Annotated in this window: 13 protein-coding genes; 7 read left to right on the top strand and 6 right to left on the bottom strand. The window is 76.1% G+C overall.

All coding sequences use genetic code 11. The features are described from left to right. The first annotated feature begins 34 nt into the window (after positions 1–34). On the top strand, positions 35–955 hold the full coding sequence (locus tag ACI797_RS18370) for an alpha/beta fold hydrolase (RefSeq protein ID WP_456860184.1): 921 nt from the start codon (positions 35–37) through the stop codon (positions 953–955). 368 nt (positions 956–1323) lie between these two features. Beyond that, complete coding sequence (locus ACI797_RS18365; protein ID WP_456860183.1) at positions 1324–2970, top strand: methyl-accepting chemotaxis protein; 1647 nt, start codon at positions 1324–1326, stop codon at positions 2968–2970. A 114-nt stretch (positions 2971–3084) separates the two neighbouring features. On the opposite strand, the gene ACI797_RS18360 is transcribed toward ACI797_RS18365, so the two are convergent. Together ACI797_RS18360 and ACI797_RS18355 are read right to left on the bottom strand one after the other, a co-directional pair. Then, positions 3085–3366 (bottom strand): hypothetical protein, encoded by a 282-nt coding sequence (locus tag ACI797_RS18360; RefSeq protein WP_456860182.1) that lies wholly within the window; start codon positions 3364–3366, stop codon positions 3085–3087. A 116-nt stretch (positions 3367–3482) separates the two neighbouring features. Further along, the gene (locus ACI797_RS18355) at positions 3483–4046 is read right to left on the bottom strand and encodes a bacterial proteasome activator family protein (protein WP_456537609.1); all 564 of its coding nucleotides are present in this window, start codon (positions 4044–4046) and stop codon (positions 3483–3485) included. A gap of 107 nt (positions 4047–4153) precedes the next feature. Here ACI797_RS18355 and ACI797_RS18350 point away from each other — a divergent pair, with 107 nt between their 5' ends. Beyond that, positions 4154–5380 (top strand): cysteine desulfurase-like protein, encoded by a 1227-nt coding sequence (locus ACI797_RS18350; RefSeq protein WP_456860181.1) that lies wholly within the window; start codon positions 4154–4156, stop codon positions 5378–5380. On the opposite strand, the gene ACI797_RS18345 is transcribed toward ACI797_RS18350, so the two are convergent. Further along, positions 5367–6359 (bottom strand): NAD(P)H-quinone oxidoreductase, encoded by a 993-nt coding sequence (locus ACI797_RS18345; RefSeq protein WP_456860180.1) that lies wholly within the window; start codon positions 6357–6359, stop codon positions 5367–5369. The two genes, ACI797_RS18350 and ACI797_RS18345, sit on opposite strands and share 14 nt — an antisense overlap. 65 nt (positions 6360–6424) lie before the next feature. Between ACI797_RS18345 and ACI797_RS18340 the strand changes: the two genes are divergently transcribed. Genes ACI797_RS18340 through ACI797_RS18330 form a run of 3 tightly spaced genes read left to right on the top strand, consistent with a single transcriptional unit; the run spans position 6425 to position 8430 of the window. Next, positions 6425–7453 carry a nitronate monooxygenase gene (locus ACI797_RS18340; protein ID WP_456860179.1) on the top strand — a complete coding sequence of 343 codons (1029 nt, stop codon included), beginning with the start codon at positions 6425–6427 and terminating at the stop codon, positions 7451–7453. A gap of 59 nt (positions 7454–7512) precedes the next feature. After that, positions 7513–7677: a hypothetical protein gene (locus ACI797_RS18335; RefSeq protein WP_456537613.1), complete on the top strand. Its 165-nt coding sequence runs from the start codon at positions 7513–7515 to the stop codon at positions 7675–7677. A 45-nt stretch (positions 7678–7722) separates the two neighbouring features. Then, a complete protein-coding gene (locus ACI797_RS18330) occupies positions 7723–8430 on the top strand; it encodes a hemerythrin domain-containing protein (protein ID WP_456860178.1) in 708 nt (235 codons plus the stop codon). Between the two features lie 16 nt (positions 8431–8446). On the opposite strand, the gene ACI797_RS18325 is transcribed toward ACI797_RS18330, so the two are convergent. Then, positions 8447–11791 (bottom strand): BTAD domain-containing putative transcriptional regulator, encoded by a 3345-nt coding sequence (locus ACI797_RS18325; RefSeq protein WP_456860177.1) that lies wholly within the window; start codon positions 11789–11791, stop codon positions 8447–8449. 81 nt (positions 11792–11872) lie between these two features. Between ACI797_RS18325 and ACI797_RS18320 the strand changes: the two genes are divergently transcribed. After that, entirely contained in the window at positions 11873–12568 is a 696-nt protein-coding gene (locus tag ACI797_RS18320; protein ID WP_456860176.1) for a hemerythrin domain-containing protein, read from the top strand. Positions 12569–12589: 21 nt separating this feature from the next. On the opposite strand, the gene ACI797_RS18315 is transcribed toward ACI797_RS18320, so the two are convergent. Together ACI797_RS18315 and ACI797_RS18310 are read right to left on the bottom strand one after the other, a co-directional pair. Then, entirely contained in the window at positions 12590–13294 is a 705-nt protein-coding gene (locus tag ACI797_RS18315) for a transposase (protein ID WP_456860175.1), read from the bottom strand. Then, on the bottom strand, positions 13267–14043 hold the full coding sequence (locus tag ACI797_RS18310; RefSeq protein ID WP_456860174.1) for an IS110 family transposase: 777 nt from the start codon (positions 14041–14043) through the stop codon (positions 13267–13269). The genes ACI797_RS18315 and ACI797_RS18310 overlap by 28 nt, the downstream gene beginning before the upstream one ends. Positions 14044–14067: the final 24 nt, after the last annotated feature.

Below are 14067 nucleotides of genomic sequence, written 5' to 3'. Positions count from 1 at the left end.
GGCCTGCCCCACGACACCGGGAGGAGCCGGTTCGATGACCGAATTCCAGCGTGGCCGCGTCTCGGCGAACGGACTCACGTTCGAGTACCTGGAGATGGGGGAGGGGCCGCTGGCCCTGTGCACCCACGGCTTCCCGGACACCCCGTTCAGCTACCGCCACCTCCTGCCGGCGCTGGCCGAGGCCGGCTTCCACGCCGTCGCTCCGTTCATGCGCGGGTTCGCACCGACGGAGCTGCCGCAGCTGCGTGAGTACGTGCACAGCAGTGTCCTGGTGGCCGACTACGTCGAGCTCGGACGAGCCCTGGGCGGAGGTCCGGATGCCTTGCTCGTGGGGCACGACTGGGGCGCGCTGGCCGGCTGGGGAGCCCTCGCCCACGCCCCCGACGTGTGGGGCCGGGCGGTCGTCATGAACATCCCGCCGTTCGAGATCCTCGCCGAGAACGCGGGAACCTACGCACAGATCAAGCGGAGCTTCCACTTCTGGTACTTCCAGATGGAGCGGGTGGTCGAGGACCGCATCCGGCAGGACGACTGGGCCTGGATCCGCGACACCTGGGCCGACTGGTCACCGGGGCTGGAGTCCACGGAGGACGTCGGCCACGTCCGGGACGCCCTGTCCGACCCCGATCACCTCCGCACCGTCCTCGGCTGCTACTGGGCCTTCACGCCCCCGGCCCGGTTCGGCACACCGGAGTGGGCCGCCCAGCAGATCGCCGCCTGGGGCAGCAGGGTCCCCCAGCCGGTGCTCTACCTGCACGGCACGAACGACGGGTGCCACGGCATGACGCAGGAGAAAGTGGACCGCGTCCCGGAGTACTGCGGGGAGGGTTCGGAGGCGGAGCTGATCGAGGGCGTCGGCCATTTCCTGATGCTCGAGCGGCCGGAGTACGTCAATGGCCGCATCGCCCGGTGGCTGGAGCGCTCGTCGCCGCGGCAGCTGGTCGGCGCGCCCTGACCGCGCCGTCGTCGCTGGCAAGGGCGCCGCCGGCGTCGCCGACGAGGTCGAGGAGCGCGTTGCAGAAGACGCCCGGGCCACCGAGGACATCACCCGCCGCGGAAAGGCCGTCCGGCTGGACACGTCCAGCGCGGTCGGGGCCATCGCCGAGGCACCGTGCTCAGCGAGCGATCAACGACTTCGGCTGCACGACCTGGTGGCCGGCTTCCGCTTCCGACGCCGTCCCACCGAGAGGTCGGCCGCCCGTGGTCCCGGGTGACCGACCTCTCGCCACGTCCGCACCACTGTCCCCCGCTCCGAGACGAGGGCGAGCCGGTGCTGCCGATAGGTGGGGTGACCACCCCCACCGCTGCCACCGGAGGCCGCACATGGACGTCGCGTACGAGCCCGCACCCCGCACCGAAGGGGGTGACCAGGTCGCGCCGGCCGCCACTGCCGGGCGCGGGCTCGGCATGCGAGCCCGTTTGCTCGGCGCGATCCTGGTCGTCGCCCTCACCACCCTGGCCGTCGGCGTCGTCGGCATCGACCGGATGTCGACGCTCAACGACGAGGCCGCCCGCGTCCACGAGGAGGGCGCCGAGCCGCTGGACGGGCTGCGCCAGCTCGAGGCCGGCTGGTGGCAGATGTCCGCCTACACGGCCCGCGCCGCCATCCCCGGCCTCCCGCCGGCGTCGGTGCAGAGCGCCCAGCAGGGCGCCGCGGCCGCGGGCGAGGAGCTGGCGGCGAACGCCGAGCGGGTCGCCGGGATGCCACTCCCGCCCGACGCGCGCGCGTCGTTCGAGCAGTTCTCGACGGCGGTGCAGACCTACCTGACGGCGCTGAGCCAGCTGCAGAGCCTGGGCCTCGAGGCCGACCCGCGGCAGATCCAGGGCCTGCTGCGGACCATGGACGAGCAGGAGGCGGCGATCGAGGAGTCCCTCGCGGCCGCGACCGAGGCGGCGGCCGCCAACGCCGTCGCGGTGACCGAGGAGGCGGAGAGCGCCTACGTCGCGGCCCGGACCCTCACCCTCGTGATCATCGCGATCGGCCTGATCGTCTCCGTCGTCCTGGCGCTGTTCGTCGCCCAGGGCGTCATGCGGCCGGTGCAGCGGATCCGCGAGGTCCTCGGCCGGGTCGCCGACGGCGACCTGTCCGTGCGGGCCGGCGAGACCGGCGGCGCCGAGCTGGGCGAGGTCGCCCGCTCGCTCGACCACACGCTCGACTCCCTCGGCAACGTCATGAAGCTGGTCCGCGGCTCCGCCGCGCGGCTGGCCGACGCCTCGCACCAGCTCGACGCCGCCTCGCAGGCGATCGCCGACAACGCGCGGACCGCGGCTTCCCAGGCCGACTCGGTCGTCGCCTCGGCCGGTGACGTGGCCTCCAGCGTCGACACGGTCGCCGCGGGCTCGTCGCAGATGGAGTCGGCGATCCGGGAGATCGCGCACAACGCCACCGAGGCCGCCCGGGTCGCCGGTCAGGCCGTGACGGTCGCCGAGACGACGACCCGGACCGTGGGCAAGCTCGGCGACTCCTCGCAGGAGATCGCCACGGTGGTCAAGCTGATCAACGGCATCGCCGAGCAGACGAACCTGCTGGCGCTCAACGCGACCATCGAGGCCGCGCGGGCGGGGGAGGCGGGCAAGGGCTTCGCCGTCGTGGCCAGCGAGGTCAAGGAGCTGGCGCAGGAGACCGCCCGGGCGACCGAGGACATCTCCAAGCGCGTGGAGGCCATCCAGGCCGACACCGCCGGCGCCGTCGACGCGATCGGTCGGATCAGCACGGTCATCGCCGAGATCAACGACTTCCAGGCGACGATCGCCGCCGCGGTCGAGGAGCAGACCGCGACGACCAAAGAGATGAACCGCAACGTCGCCGAGGCGGCCAGCGGCTCGCAGGACATCGCCGCGGCGATCTCGGGGCTGGCCGCGGGCACCTCGGAGACCAACCTGCGGGTGGAGGACGCCCAGCGGGCGGCCACCGAGCTGGCCCGGATGAGCGGCGAGCTGCAGGCCGCGGTCGGCCGCTTCACCGTCTGACCGGCCGGGATCAGCTCACCTGATCCGAAGGGGTCCTCCCCCACGCTGCGGCGTGGGGGAGGACCCCTTTCGATCAGGGAGGCTGATCGTGGCGACGACCGGCCGGGGGTCAGCTCACGACGTGAGGATGTTGTAGGCGATCACCCAGAAGACGATCGAGGCGATCACCGCGAGCACCCCGAGGACCACGCCGGCGGTCGCCGCGCCGGTCGTGCGGCCCTGCTTGCGCCCCTGCGAGAGCCCGATGCCGCCGAGCACGACGCCGAGGACGCCCAGGACGAGCCCGACGAGCGGGATCAGCCAGGACAGGAGCAGACCGACCAGGCCGGTGACGAGCCCGGCGATGCCCATGCCGTTCTGCGTGCTGCGAGTGGTAGCCGAACCATCTGTGGTCACGCGTGCCTCCGACAACTCGGGCCGGCTTCTCCGGCCGTCGGGAGGAACGGTGATTCCGCCGCTCACCTGCGGCAACGTGAACGGCGACGTTCACCCGCGCGGGTGAACGCCGGCGGCTACAGGTACTGGCCGCCGCCCGGGCGGAAGTCGGGCTGGGGCTGCTGCGGGGCGCCGCCGGGCAGCGCCCGCCGGCGCATCTCCTCCAGCTGGGCGCGGGCGGCCATCTGCTGGGCGAACAGCGCCGTCTGGATGCCGTGGAACACGCCCTCCAGCCAGCCGACCAGCTGCGCCTGCGCGATCCGGAGCTCGGCGTCCGAGGGCGTCGCGTCCTCGCTGAACGGCAGCGTGATCCGCTCCAGCTCCTCGCGCAGGTCGGGCGAGAGCCCCTCCTCCAGCTCCCGGATGGACGCGGCGTGGATGTCGCGCAGCCGGTTGCGGCTGGCCTCGTCGAGGGGCGCGGCCCGCACCTCCTCCAGCAGCTGCTTGATCATCGTGCCGATCCGCATGACCTTGGCCGGCTCCTCGACCATGGCCGCGACGCCCTGCGCGCCCTCGGGGAGCTCGCCGCCGTCCTGCCCCTCGGCGGCCACCGGCATCGGCACCGCGCCGACCGGACGCCCGTCGGGGCCCACCACGACGATCTGCTGCGGACGCTCGCTGCCGTTCCCGGGTGCGGTCATGCCCCCCATCCTGCCTCGTGCCGGCGACCGCCACGCCGGTGGCCGGGGAACCGCCGGGCACCGGAACGGGCGGTCACCGGAAGACCGTGGCGCACTAGTCTGCGGGCGTGGGGGAGGCCCGGCTCGACGTCGCGCGGGTGCGCGGTCTCTTCCCCGCACTCGCCGACGGCTTCGTGCACACCGACGGCCCGGCCGGCACGCTGGTGCCCGAGAGCGTGGCCCGCGCGGTGGCCCACGCATTGCGCATGCCGGTCGCCAACCGGGGCGGGGTCTTCCCCGCGTCGGGCCGGGCCGAGGCGATCGTCACCGCGGCCCGCTCCGCGGTCGCCGACCTCGTGGGCGGGGTCGCCGGCGGCGTCGTCCTGGGCGGCAACATGACCACGCTGACCTACCGCTTCGCCCGCACGCTGGCCCGCACCTGGCGCCCCGGCGACGAGATCGTGGTCAGCCGGCTCGACCACGACGCCAACATCCGGCCGTGGATCCAGGTCGCGGAGGAGACCGGCGTCCTGGTGCGCTGGGCCGAGGTGGACATCGAGACCGGCGAGCTGCCCGTCTGGCAGTACGACCGGCTGCTCACCTCCCGCACCCGCCTGGTCGCCGTCACGGCCGCGAGCAACGCGATCGGCACCCGGCCCGACGTCGCCGCGATCGCCGCCCGCGCGCACGCCGCCGGTGCGCTGGTCTACGTCGACGGCGTGCACGCCGCCCCCCACGGCCTGCTCGACCGCCGCGCGCTCGGCGCCGACTTCCTCGCCCTCTCGGCCTACAAGTGGTGCGGCCCGCACGTCGGCGCCGTCGTCGCCGACCCCGGGCTGCTGGAGCAGATGTGGCCCGACAAGGTGCTGCCCGCCTCCGACCGCGTGCCCGACCGCTTCGAGACCGGCACCCCGCCGTTCGAGCTGCTGGCCGGCGTCCCGGCCGCCGTCGACCACCTCGCCTCGCTCAGCGGGGAGGCGACGGGCTCGCGGCGGGACCGGCTGCGCACCTCGATGACCGCGGTCGCCGCCTACGAGGGCCAGCTGTTCGGCTGGCTGGACGACGCGCTGCGGGCGATGCGGCACGTGCACGTCCTCGGCCGCCCGGCCGACCCCACGCCGACGCTGTCGTTCCGCGTCGCCGGCATGACCCCGCGGCAGGTGACCGCCGAGCTGTCCCGCCAGGGCATCTGCGCCTGGGACGGCGACTACTACGCCCGCGAGCTGTTCGACGCGCTCGGGGTCAACGAGGCCGGCGGGGCGGTGCGGCTGGGCCTGCAGCACTACAACACCGCCGACGAGGTCGGCTACGTGATCGACTCCGTCGCCGCGCTGCGCACCGCTACTCGTCGGTGATCAGCAGCACCTTGCCCACGTGCTCGCTGGCCTCGACCACCCGGTGGGCCTCCGCCGCCCGCGACATCGGCAGCCGCCGGTCGACGATCGGCCGGACGACGCCGCGCTCGACGTCGGGCCACACGTCGTGGCGCACCGCGGCGACGATCTCGGCCTTGCCGCCGGGGCCGGCCGGCGGGCGCGAGCGCAGCGTGGTGGCGTGCACCGCGGCCCGCTTGCGCATCAGCGCGCCGAGGTCGAGCTCGGCCTTGGTGCCGCCCTGCATGCCGATGCAGACCAGCCGCCCGCCGACGGCCAGGACGTCGACGTTGCGGGCCAGGTACTTCGCGCCCATGTTGTCCAGGACGACGTCGACGCCGGCGCCGTCGGTCTCCTCGCGGACCCGCTCGACGAAGTCCTCCTCGCGGTAGTTGACCAGCACCTCCGCGCCGAGCTCGCGGCAGACGTCGAGCTTCTCCGGGGTGCCGGCGGTGGTGAACACGCGGGCGCCGGCGCGGGCGGCCAGCTGGATGGCCATGGTGCCGATGCCGCTGGACCCGCCGTGCACGAGGAAGGTGTCGCCGCGCCCCAGCCGGGCCAGCAGGAACACGTTGGACCAGACGGTGCAGGTGACCTCGGGCAGCGCCGCGGCGGTGGCCAGCTCCACCCCCGCGGGGCGGGGCAGCAGCTGCCCGGCCGGGACGGCGACCCGCTCGGCGTAGCCACCACCAGCGAGCAGCGCGCACACCTCGTCGCCGACCTGCCAGCCGGTGACACCGTCGCCGACCTCGCTGACCACCCCGCTGCACTCGAGGCCGAGGACGTCGCTCGCCCCGGGGGGCGGCGGGTAGAAGCCCTGCCGCTGCAGCAGGTCGGCGCGGTTGACCGCGGTGGCCGCGACGTCGACGACCACCTCTCCCGGCCCGCAGACCGGGTCGGGGACCTCGGCCCACTCGAGCACCTCGGGACCGCCGGGCTCGCGGATCGTGATGGCACGCATGAGCCGACCCTAGGAGGGCCACGCTGCCCCCCACCGCTCGCCCGCTCGCGGTGGGACCCTGCAGCGTGGCCGCCCTCGACTTCCTGGACGTGGACCTGCCGGTTCTCGCCGCGCCGATGGCCGGCGGCGCCGGCACGCCCGCGCTGGTGCTCGCCGCGGCGACGGCGGGCGGCGTCGGCTTCCTCGCCGGGGGCTACAAGGCACCCGAGGCGGTCGCCGCCGAGATCGCCGAGGTGCGGGCGGCCGGCGTCCCGTTCGGCGTGAACCTCTTCCTGCCCTCGTCCGCACCCATGGCCGAGGCGGACTTCCGGCGGTACGCGCGCGAGATCGCCGGCGAGGGGGCGCCCTACGGCCTCGACCTGGCCGGCGCCGACCCCCGCTGGGAGGACGACGGCTGGCGGGCCAAGGTCGACCTGCTGCTCGCCGACCCGGTGCCGGCCGTGAGCTTCACCTTCGCCGTGCCGCCGGCCGACGTGGTGCGGGCGCTCCGGCGGGCGGGCAGCGCCGTGCTGGTCACCGTGACCGCCGCCGACGAGGCCCGCGCCGCCGAGGAGGCGGGTGCCGACGGGCTCGTCGTGCAGAGCACCGACGCCGGGGGGCACAGCGGCGTCCACGACCCGGCGCGGCCGTTGCCCGCGGTGCCGCTGCCCGAGCTGCTGGCCCGGGTCCGCGCGGTCACCGGCCTGCCGCTGCTGGCCGCCGGCGGCCTGGCCACCGCCGGGCAGGTCCGCGACGCCGTCGCGGCCGGTGCCGTGGCGGCCGTCGCCGGCACCGCCCTGCTGCGCACCGACGAGTGCGGCGCGCACCCCACCCACCGGGAGGCCCTGGTCGACCCGCGGTTCCCCGGCACCGCGCTCACCCGCGCCTTCACCGGCCGGCCGGCCCGCGGGCTGCGCAACGGCTTCCTCGAGCGGTACTCGGCGTCCGCCCCGCTCGGCTACCCCGAGGTCCACCACCTGACGCGGCAGCTCCGGGCCGCCGCCGCGGCCGCCGGGGACGCCGACCGGCTGCACCTGTGGGCCGGCACCGGGCACCGGCTCGCCCGCACCGGTCCGGCCGCCGACGTCTTCGCCGAGCTCGCCCGCGGCCTCTGACAGGACGCCTCCAGCGCGCTGCAAGCCGGCCGCAAGCGGCGGGCACCAGGGTTCGGTCCATGACGCTGCAGACCTCTGAGCTGGTCACCTCGGTGCGCGAGGTGGAGCGGGCGCGGGCGATCGCGCGCGCCCGGACGCGGGCGCGGCGGGCCGCGGCCACCCGGTCGTCCACGGCCGCCGCCTACCTGTGGTGCGCCGCCGCCTCGGCGTCGTCCGGCCGCTGAGTCACCGGCAAGTGGCTCGCTAGCGGTCCCGGCGACGGTGGGGCCATGACGACGAAGACCCCGCCGCTGCCGTTCCCCGTGACCCCCCGCCGCCCCGGCGACCCCGAGGCCGACCTGACCGGTTTCTCCCTCATCCACCGGGCGCTGCGCTCGGGCACCCGCGACCTCGCCGTGGCGGTCACCGGCATCGCGACCGGTGCCCCGTGCCCGCCCGAGCGCCACCGGGCGGTCGTCCACTTCGCCACCGAGGTGCTCGCCGAGATCCACGTCCACCACAGCCGCGAGGACGACGTCCTGTGGCCGGTGATCGCCGCCTCCGCCGGCGCCGCGGTCGACCTCGAGCCGCTCACCGAGGACCACACCGAACTGCACGCCGTCCTCGCCCGTGCCGAGCAGGCGCTGGCCGCCTTCGCCGCGCCCGGCGCCGACCTGCGGGCGACCGCCGCGCCGCTGGGCACCGTGCTCACCGGCATGGCCGACCTGCTCGACGAGCACATCGCCGAGGAGGAGGCCGAGGTCTTCCCGGTGATCCGCACGCACGTGTCGGCGAAGGACTTCGCGGCCTGCGAGAAGAGGTTCCAGAAGGGCTCCAGCCCGGCGCACCTGCTGTTCGTGCTGCCGTGGGTCATCGGGCAGTGCACCCCCGCCGAGCGGGCCGCCGTGCTGGGCGAGGCCCCGGTGCCGCTGAAGCTGCTGCTCACGCTCGGCGAGCGCCGCTGGCACCGCCGCCACGCCCTGGTGGTCGGCGCCTGATGGTGCTTCGTCGCGATCAAGCACCCGTGCTTGATCGCGATGAAGCTCGATCGAGAGCGTGCTCGGCGGCGGTGACCCAGTCGGGGTTGCCGGTCCGCCGGGCCACCTCGGCCGCCGTCCGCTGGTGCCGGGCCGCCGCCGCGGCGTCCCCGCGGTGCGCGGCCAGCCGGGCCAGCAGGGTGGCGGTCGGGCCGAGGGCGACCGTCGCCGTCCAGGCGCCGCACACGGTGCCCTCGTGCGGCAGCAGCCCGGCGTAGGCCTCGGCGACCCGCCCCTCGTCGCGGACGGCGAGGCCGAGGACCCCGCGCAGGTAGAGCCACAGCGGCGTGAAGAAGTCCTGGCCGACCGGGTAGCGGGTGGCGGCGAGCTCCCGGGCCTCGTCCAGCCGGTCCTCCAGGGCGAGCGCGGCGGCGAGCACCTCGTGCGCGTCCTCGGGCGCGGTGTCGTACATGGCGCGGGTCGACTCGGCCAGGCCGTCGTGGCGGCCGGCGGCGACGCGCAGGCAGAACACCGAGATCCACCACAGCGCGTGCGCCTGGTCGGCCCAGAAGCCGGTCTCGCCGACCTGGCCGACGGCGGTGCCGTAGGCCTCCTCGGCCTCGTCGTACCGGCCGGCCAGCGCGGCGCGCAGGCCGCGGTACCAGGTGGCGATGCCGCGCAGCAGCGGCAGCCCGAAGGCCAGCGCCAGGCGCTCGGCCTCGGCCGCGTGCTCGTCGGCGGCCGCCAGGTCGAGGACGCCGCAGCTGTGCTGGACCAGCACCAGCCGCGCGGTCGCCTCGAACAGGCCGAGGTCCTCGCGCTGCGCCAGCTCCAGCAGCTCCCGGCCCAGCCGGCCGCGCTCGTCGAGCCCGCCGTACCGGTAGGTGTTCAGGTAGCGGGCGTTCAGCGCCGAGGCGAGCAGCAGCGGGTCACCCGTGGCGCGGGCCAGCTCGACGGCCTCCAGGCTGGCCTCGTAGCCGCGCGGGTCGGGGGCGCCGGAGAGCGCGAAGGCGATGACGCCGAGCAGCCGGCTGCGCAGGTCCGGCCGGTCGGGCAGCGCGGCGATGGTCCGCTCGGCCACCGCGACGACCCGGTCGTCGACGGCGGTGTGCCGGGGGATCCACATCGTGGGGACGTCGCAGGCGAGCAGCACCTCCGCGGTGACCACGGGATCGCCCAGCCGCTCGGCCTCCGGCAGCGCCGCGTCGCGCAGCCCGCGGCCGGTGGGCAGGTCGCCGGCCAGCGTCGCCGCCCGCGCCCCGCGGGCCACCAGCCGCAGCCGCCCGGCCTCGTCGTCCGGGTGCGCGGTCGCGGCCGCCCGCGCCGCCCGTTGCCACCACTGCGCGGCGTCGCGGTGGGAGAAGCGGCGCTCGGCCAGCTCGGCGGCGGCCGCGGCGTGGCGCGCGGTCGCCGCGGCCCGGGCCGGCCCGGCGGCCTCCGAGTGGTGCGCCAGCGCGGTGACGTCGCCCGGCCGCAGCTCCTCCAGCGCCCGCGCCACCCGGTCGTGCAGCCGCGTCGCCCGCAGCGAGGAGAGGTCCTGGTAGAGGGTGTCGCGCACCAGCGCGTGCACGAACCGCAGCCGCCCCGGCCCCGGTTCCAGGAGGAGGCCGCTGACCAGCGCCGACTCCAGGGCGTCGACCACGGCGTCGTCGTCCTCGTCGGCCTGCGCGGCGGCGAGCAGCACGTCGACGTCGACGTCCCGGCCGCAGACCGCGGCCAGCCGCAGCAGGCTGCCGGTCTGCGCGGGCAGCGCCGCCAGCCGCGACCGGACGACGTCGCGCACCCCGCTGGGCACCGCGCCCACGTCGGCGCCGCCCGAGACCAGGCGGGCCAGCTCGCGGACGAGGAACGGGTTGCCGCCGGTGCGCTCGGCGATGGCGGCGCGGACGGCGTCGCCGACCGGGGTAGCCGTGACGTCGTCCACCAGGCGCCCGACCGCCTCGTCGTCGAGCCCGCCCAGCGCGAGCCGCAGCGGCGAGCGGCGGGCCAGGGCGGCGAGCGCGGCGTCCAGCTCGGGCAGCGGCTCGGGCCGGGTGGCGACGACGACCAGCACCCGGGCGCGCTCCAGCGCCGCGACCACGTCGCGCAGCAGGGCGGCGGTCTCCTGGTCGGCGCGGTGCAGGTCGTCGAGGACGACGAGCAGCGGCGCGGCGACGGCGACGTCGGCCAGCCAGCCGGCGACGGCGCGGTGCAGCCGGAACCGCGAGGCGGCGGCGTCACCGGCGGCGGGCTCGGGTGCGTCGCCGAGGAGCGGGGCGAGCCGGTCGGGTTCGGCGGGCGGGTGCGTGCGGGCCAGCCGGCCGAGCGCCTCGGTCCAGGGCCAGCCGCTGGGGGCGCCGTCGGTCTCGGGGCAGCGGGCGGGGCACGTCGTCCAGCCCGCGGCGGCGAGGTCGGCCGCCAGCCGCTCGACCAGCGCCGACTTGCCGCTGCCCGCCTCGCCGGTGACGACGGCGACCTGCAGCCGCCCGCCGGCCGCCGCGGACGCCGCCGCGTGCAGGGCGGTCAGCTCGGCGTCCCGGCCGAGCAGCGCAGGCCCAGGGACGTCCTCCGGCGTGCTGGTGCTCTGCGTGCGCGGTGCATGCAGAGCACCAGCACGCGCGGACACTCCCGGCGGGTGCAGGAGGCGCGGCGCCTGGGCGAGGACGTCGTCCTCCAGCGCGCGCAGCGCCGGACCCGGGTCGACGCCGAGCTCGTCGGCCAGCCGGCCGCGCACCTCGCGCAGCGCGGCCAGCGCGTCGGCCTGCCGGCCGGCCCGGTACAGCCCCAGCGCGAGCAGCCGCCAGCCCTCCTCGCGCAGCGGGTGCTCGGCGACGTGCGCGCGCAGCTGGGCCAGCGGGTCGGGGCCGCCGGGGACGTCGAGCGACGCGGCGGCCCAGCGCTCGACCGCGGTGAGCCGCAGCTCGTCGAGCCGGGCGGCCTCGGGCGCGGCCCACGGGTCGCCGGCGTACTCGGCGTAGGCCGGTCCCCGCCACAGCTCCAGGGCGGCGGCGTAGCGGTCGCGGGCGGCGGCCGGGTCGTCGCCGGCCAGCCGGTCGCCCTCGGCCAGCAGCCGCGCGGCGCGCAGCGCGTCGACCGCCTCGTCGTCGGGTCGCAGCGCGTACCCGGGCGGCACGGTGACCAGCAGCCGGGCCGGCGCGCGCGGCGGCCGGTCGGGCTCGAGCGAGCGGCGCAGGTGGCTGATGTGCGCCTGCAGGGCGGCCTGGGCGCGCGGCGGGGTCTCGGCGTGCCAGAGGTCGCCGACGAGCAGGTCGGCGGGGACGACGGCGCCGCGCGCGACCAGCAGCCGGGCGACGACGGACCGCTGCCGGTGCCCGCCGAGGTCGACGGGGTCGCCGTCCAGGGCCGCCCAGACGCCGCCCAGCACCCCGAACTCCACCGTCATAGCGCCGCGCAGCCTACGTGCAAGCCGGGGTGCAAGCGGGACGCAAGCGCCTCACCAGCGGTTCCGCCGAAGGTGACCGCCATGACGACGACCGTTCCGACCAGCGCCGACCGGACCCCGACCAGCCGCACCGAGCCGGCCGCTCCCGACCTGACCGGTTTCACGCTGGTCCACCGCGCCCTGCGCTCCGGCACCCGGTTGCTCGCCGAGGCCGTGGACGGCATCGCCCGCGACGACGCCTGCGACCGGCAGCGGCAGCGCGGCATCACCCAGTTCGCGCAGGCCGTGCTCGGCGAGGTCGGCGCGCACCTGGTGCACGAGGACGCCGCGCTGTGGCCGCTGACCATCGTCTCCGCCGACGACTGGGCCGAGCTCGCGCCGCTGACCGCCCACCACGTCGCGCTGGAGCGGCTGCTGGCGCAGGCCTGGTCGGTGCTGCCGGTGTTCGCCCGCTGCCCGAGCTCGGGTGCGCCGCTGCTCGCGCCGGTGCTGTGGAACATCGCCGACCTGGTCGAGGAGCACCTCGCCGAGGAGGAGGCGGTGGTCTTCCCGCTGCTGCACGCGCACGTGACCGGCGAGGAGATGGCCCGCGCGGTCGACCGGCTGCGCGCCGACACCCCGCTGAGCCGGCTGCTGTTCGTCGTCCCGTGGGTCGCCGACCAGTGCCACCCGGCGGAGCTGTCGCAGGTGCTCGCCGACGCCGACCCGCGCACGCGGCTGCTGCTGAGCCTGGGCGCGACGCGCTACGCCCGCCGCCGCGACGCCGTCCTCGGCTGATTCCCTATGGCCGCTTCGCGGTCAAGTGGATGTCTTGACCGGCGTTCTTGCGCCGCGCAGGCTGAGGTCGCGGGGAAGGTCGCCTCGTTTGTCGACCCTTCGGGTGTCTGACCTGTCATGTCCCGTGTGGACTTGCTGAGGGGCCTTCCCCGCCCGGCTGTTCGGAACCCGTTTGCGGCTGCGCCGGCGGGCGCGGACCTCGGGCGGGACGGTCCACTGCTCGGCGATGATCTTCTTGGCGGTGGCCGGGTCGACCGGGGTGCCGTCGGTGTCGCAGACGACGTAGGGCATGCCGCGGACCAGGACGGCGTGCAGCCGTTCGGCGAGGTGGGCGGCGACCACGCAGCAGGCCTTGAGGTGTCCGGCGCCGCGTTCGACCATCTGCACGTAGTAGATCCGGGCCAGCTGCGGGTCCTGGCGGCGGGCGTTGTCCGCGGCGCGGATCAGCGTGGTGCGCAGCAGCCGGTTGCCGGCCTTGCTCATCGGCTCGCCCTTGCGGTCGGTGTTCCCGGTCTCGCTGGCCTTCGGGGCCAGGCCGGTGAAGGAGCGGAACTGCTTGCCGGTCCGGAAGCGGCCGGGGCGGCCGATGATCGCGGTCACCGTCGGGGCGCCGATCTCGGCGAGCCCGGGCAGGCTGGCGGCCAGCGCGGCGGGGTCGGTGAACCGGTAGGCCTCGGCACGAGCCATGGCGTGGCCGGTCAGCTCGGCCTGCACGGCCTGCAGCAATCGCACCTCGGTGGCCCGGCGGCCAGGTCGGTGAACGCCGCGGCCGGGTGCTCGCCGTAGAGCTCGAGCGCGGCCGCTGCGGCGGCCCGCCAGGCGTCGGCGCGGGCGGCGCCCTGCTGGCCCTGGGAGGTCTTGCTGATCACCGTCAGCAGCCGGGTCCGGCCGGCGGCCAGCAGCGCCCGTGGGTCCGCCCAGCGTTCCAGGACTGCCAGGTCGGTCTTGGACAGGTCCCCGGTCAGTGGGGACTCGGGCAACAGCTGGCGGACCAGGTCCTTGAGCCGCCGCTGATGCAGCGCTCCCTGCTGGGTCAGCCGGTCGCAGGCGCGCACCCGGCGGTCCAGCGCGGCGGCTGCGGCGCCGGGCAGTTCCAGCGGCTGCAGACTCTGCGGAGCCAGCAGCGGTAGCCGGGCCAGGGTGTCGGCGTCGATGCCGTTGCTCTTGGCGTGCCGGGACAGAAATCGGCGCAGATCGGCGGCCGTGGCGCTGGCCACCCGAAACACCAGATGTCCCCGGTTGAGGAAGAGCACCGCGACCGGCAGCCAGGCCGGTCCGGTGGGCTCCATCACCACCTCCAGGCGGGTGCCCGGAACGGCGCCGGCCAGCGCCGCGGCCTCCACCGCGGCCAGGCTCTCCACCGTCGGGCGGGCCCGCCGGCGGCAGACCTCGCTGCCATCACCGCAAAGCACCCGGACGGTGTGCTCGCTGGCGATCCCCAGGTCCACTCCGACCAGGCGACGTTCCGCTGACATGGGCTGCTCCTCGCTGCCGACCCG

It is taken from the genome of Geodermatophilus sp. SYSU D00691 (assembly GCF_054050275.1).
This window is presented reverse-complemented; position numbering and strand designations above follow the sequence as displayed.

Excerpts from the sequence above, each read along its gene's own strand:
- ACI797_RS18370 (WP_456860184.1), top strand. The coding sequence starts at position 35 with ATGACCGAATTCCAGCGTGGCCGCGTCTCGGCGAACGGACTCACGTTC.
- ACI797_RS18365 (WP_456860183.1), top strand. The coding sequence starts at position 1,324 with ATGGACGTCGCGTACGAGCCCGCACCCCGCACCGAAGGGGGTGACCAG.
- ACI797_RS18355 (WP_456537609.1), bottom strand. The coding sequence starts at position 4,046 with ATGACCGCACCCGGGAACGGCAGCGAGCGTCCGCAGCAGATCGTCGTG.
- ACI797_RS18345 (WP_456860180.1), bottom strand. The coding sequence starts at position 6,359 with ATGCGTGCCATCACGATCCGCGAGCCCGGCGGTCCCGAGGTGCTCGAG.
- ACI797_RS18335 (WP_456537613.1), top strand. The coding sequence starts at position 7,513 with ATGACGCTGCAGACCTCTGAGCTGGTCACCTCGGTGCGCGAGGTGGAG.
- ACI797_RS18330 (WP_456860178.1), top strand. The coding sequence starts at position 7,723 with ATGACGACGAAGACCCCGCCGCTGCCGTTCCCCGTGACCCCCCGCCGC.
- ACI797_RS18325 (WP_456860177.1), bottom strand. The coding sequence starts at position 11,791 with ATGACGGTGGAGTTCGGGGTGCTGGGCGGCGTCTGGGCGGCCCTGGAC.
- ACI797_RS18320 (WP_456860176.1), top strand. The coding sequence starts at position 11,873 with ATGACGACGACCGTTCCGACCAGCGCCGACCGGACCCCGACCAGCCGC.
- ACI797_RS18310 (WP_456860174.1), bottom strand. The coding sequence starts at position 14,043 with ATGTCAGCGGAACGTCGCCTGGTCGGAGTGGACCTGGGGATCGCCAGC.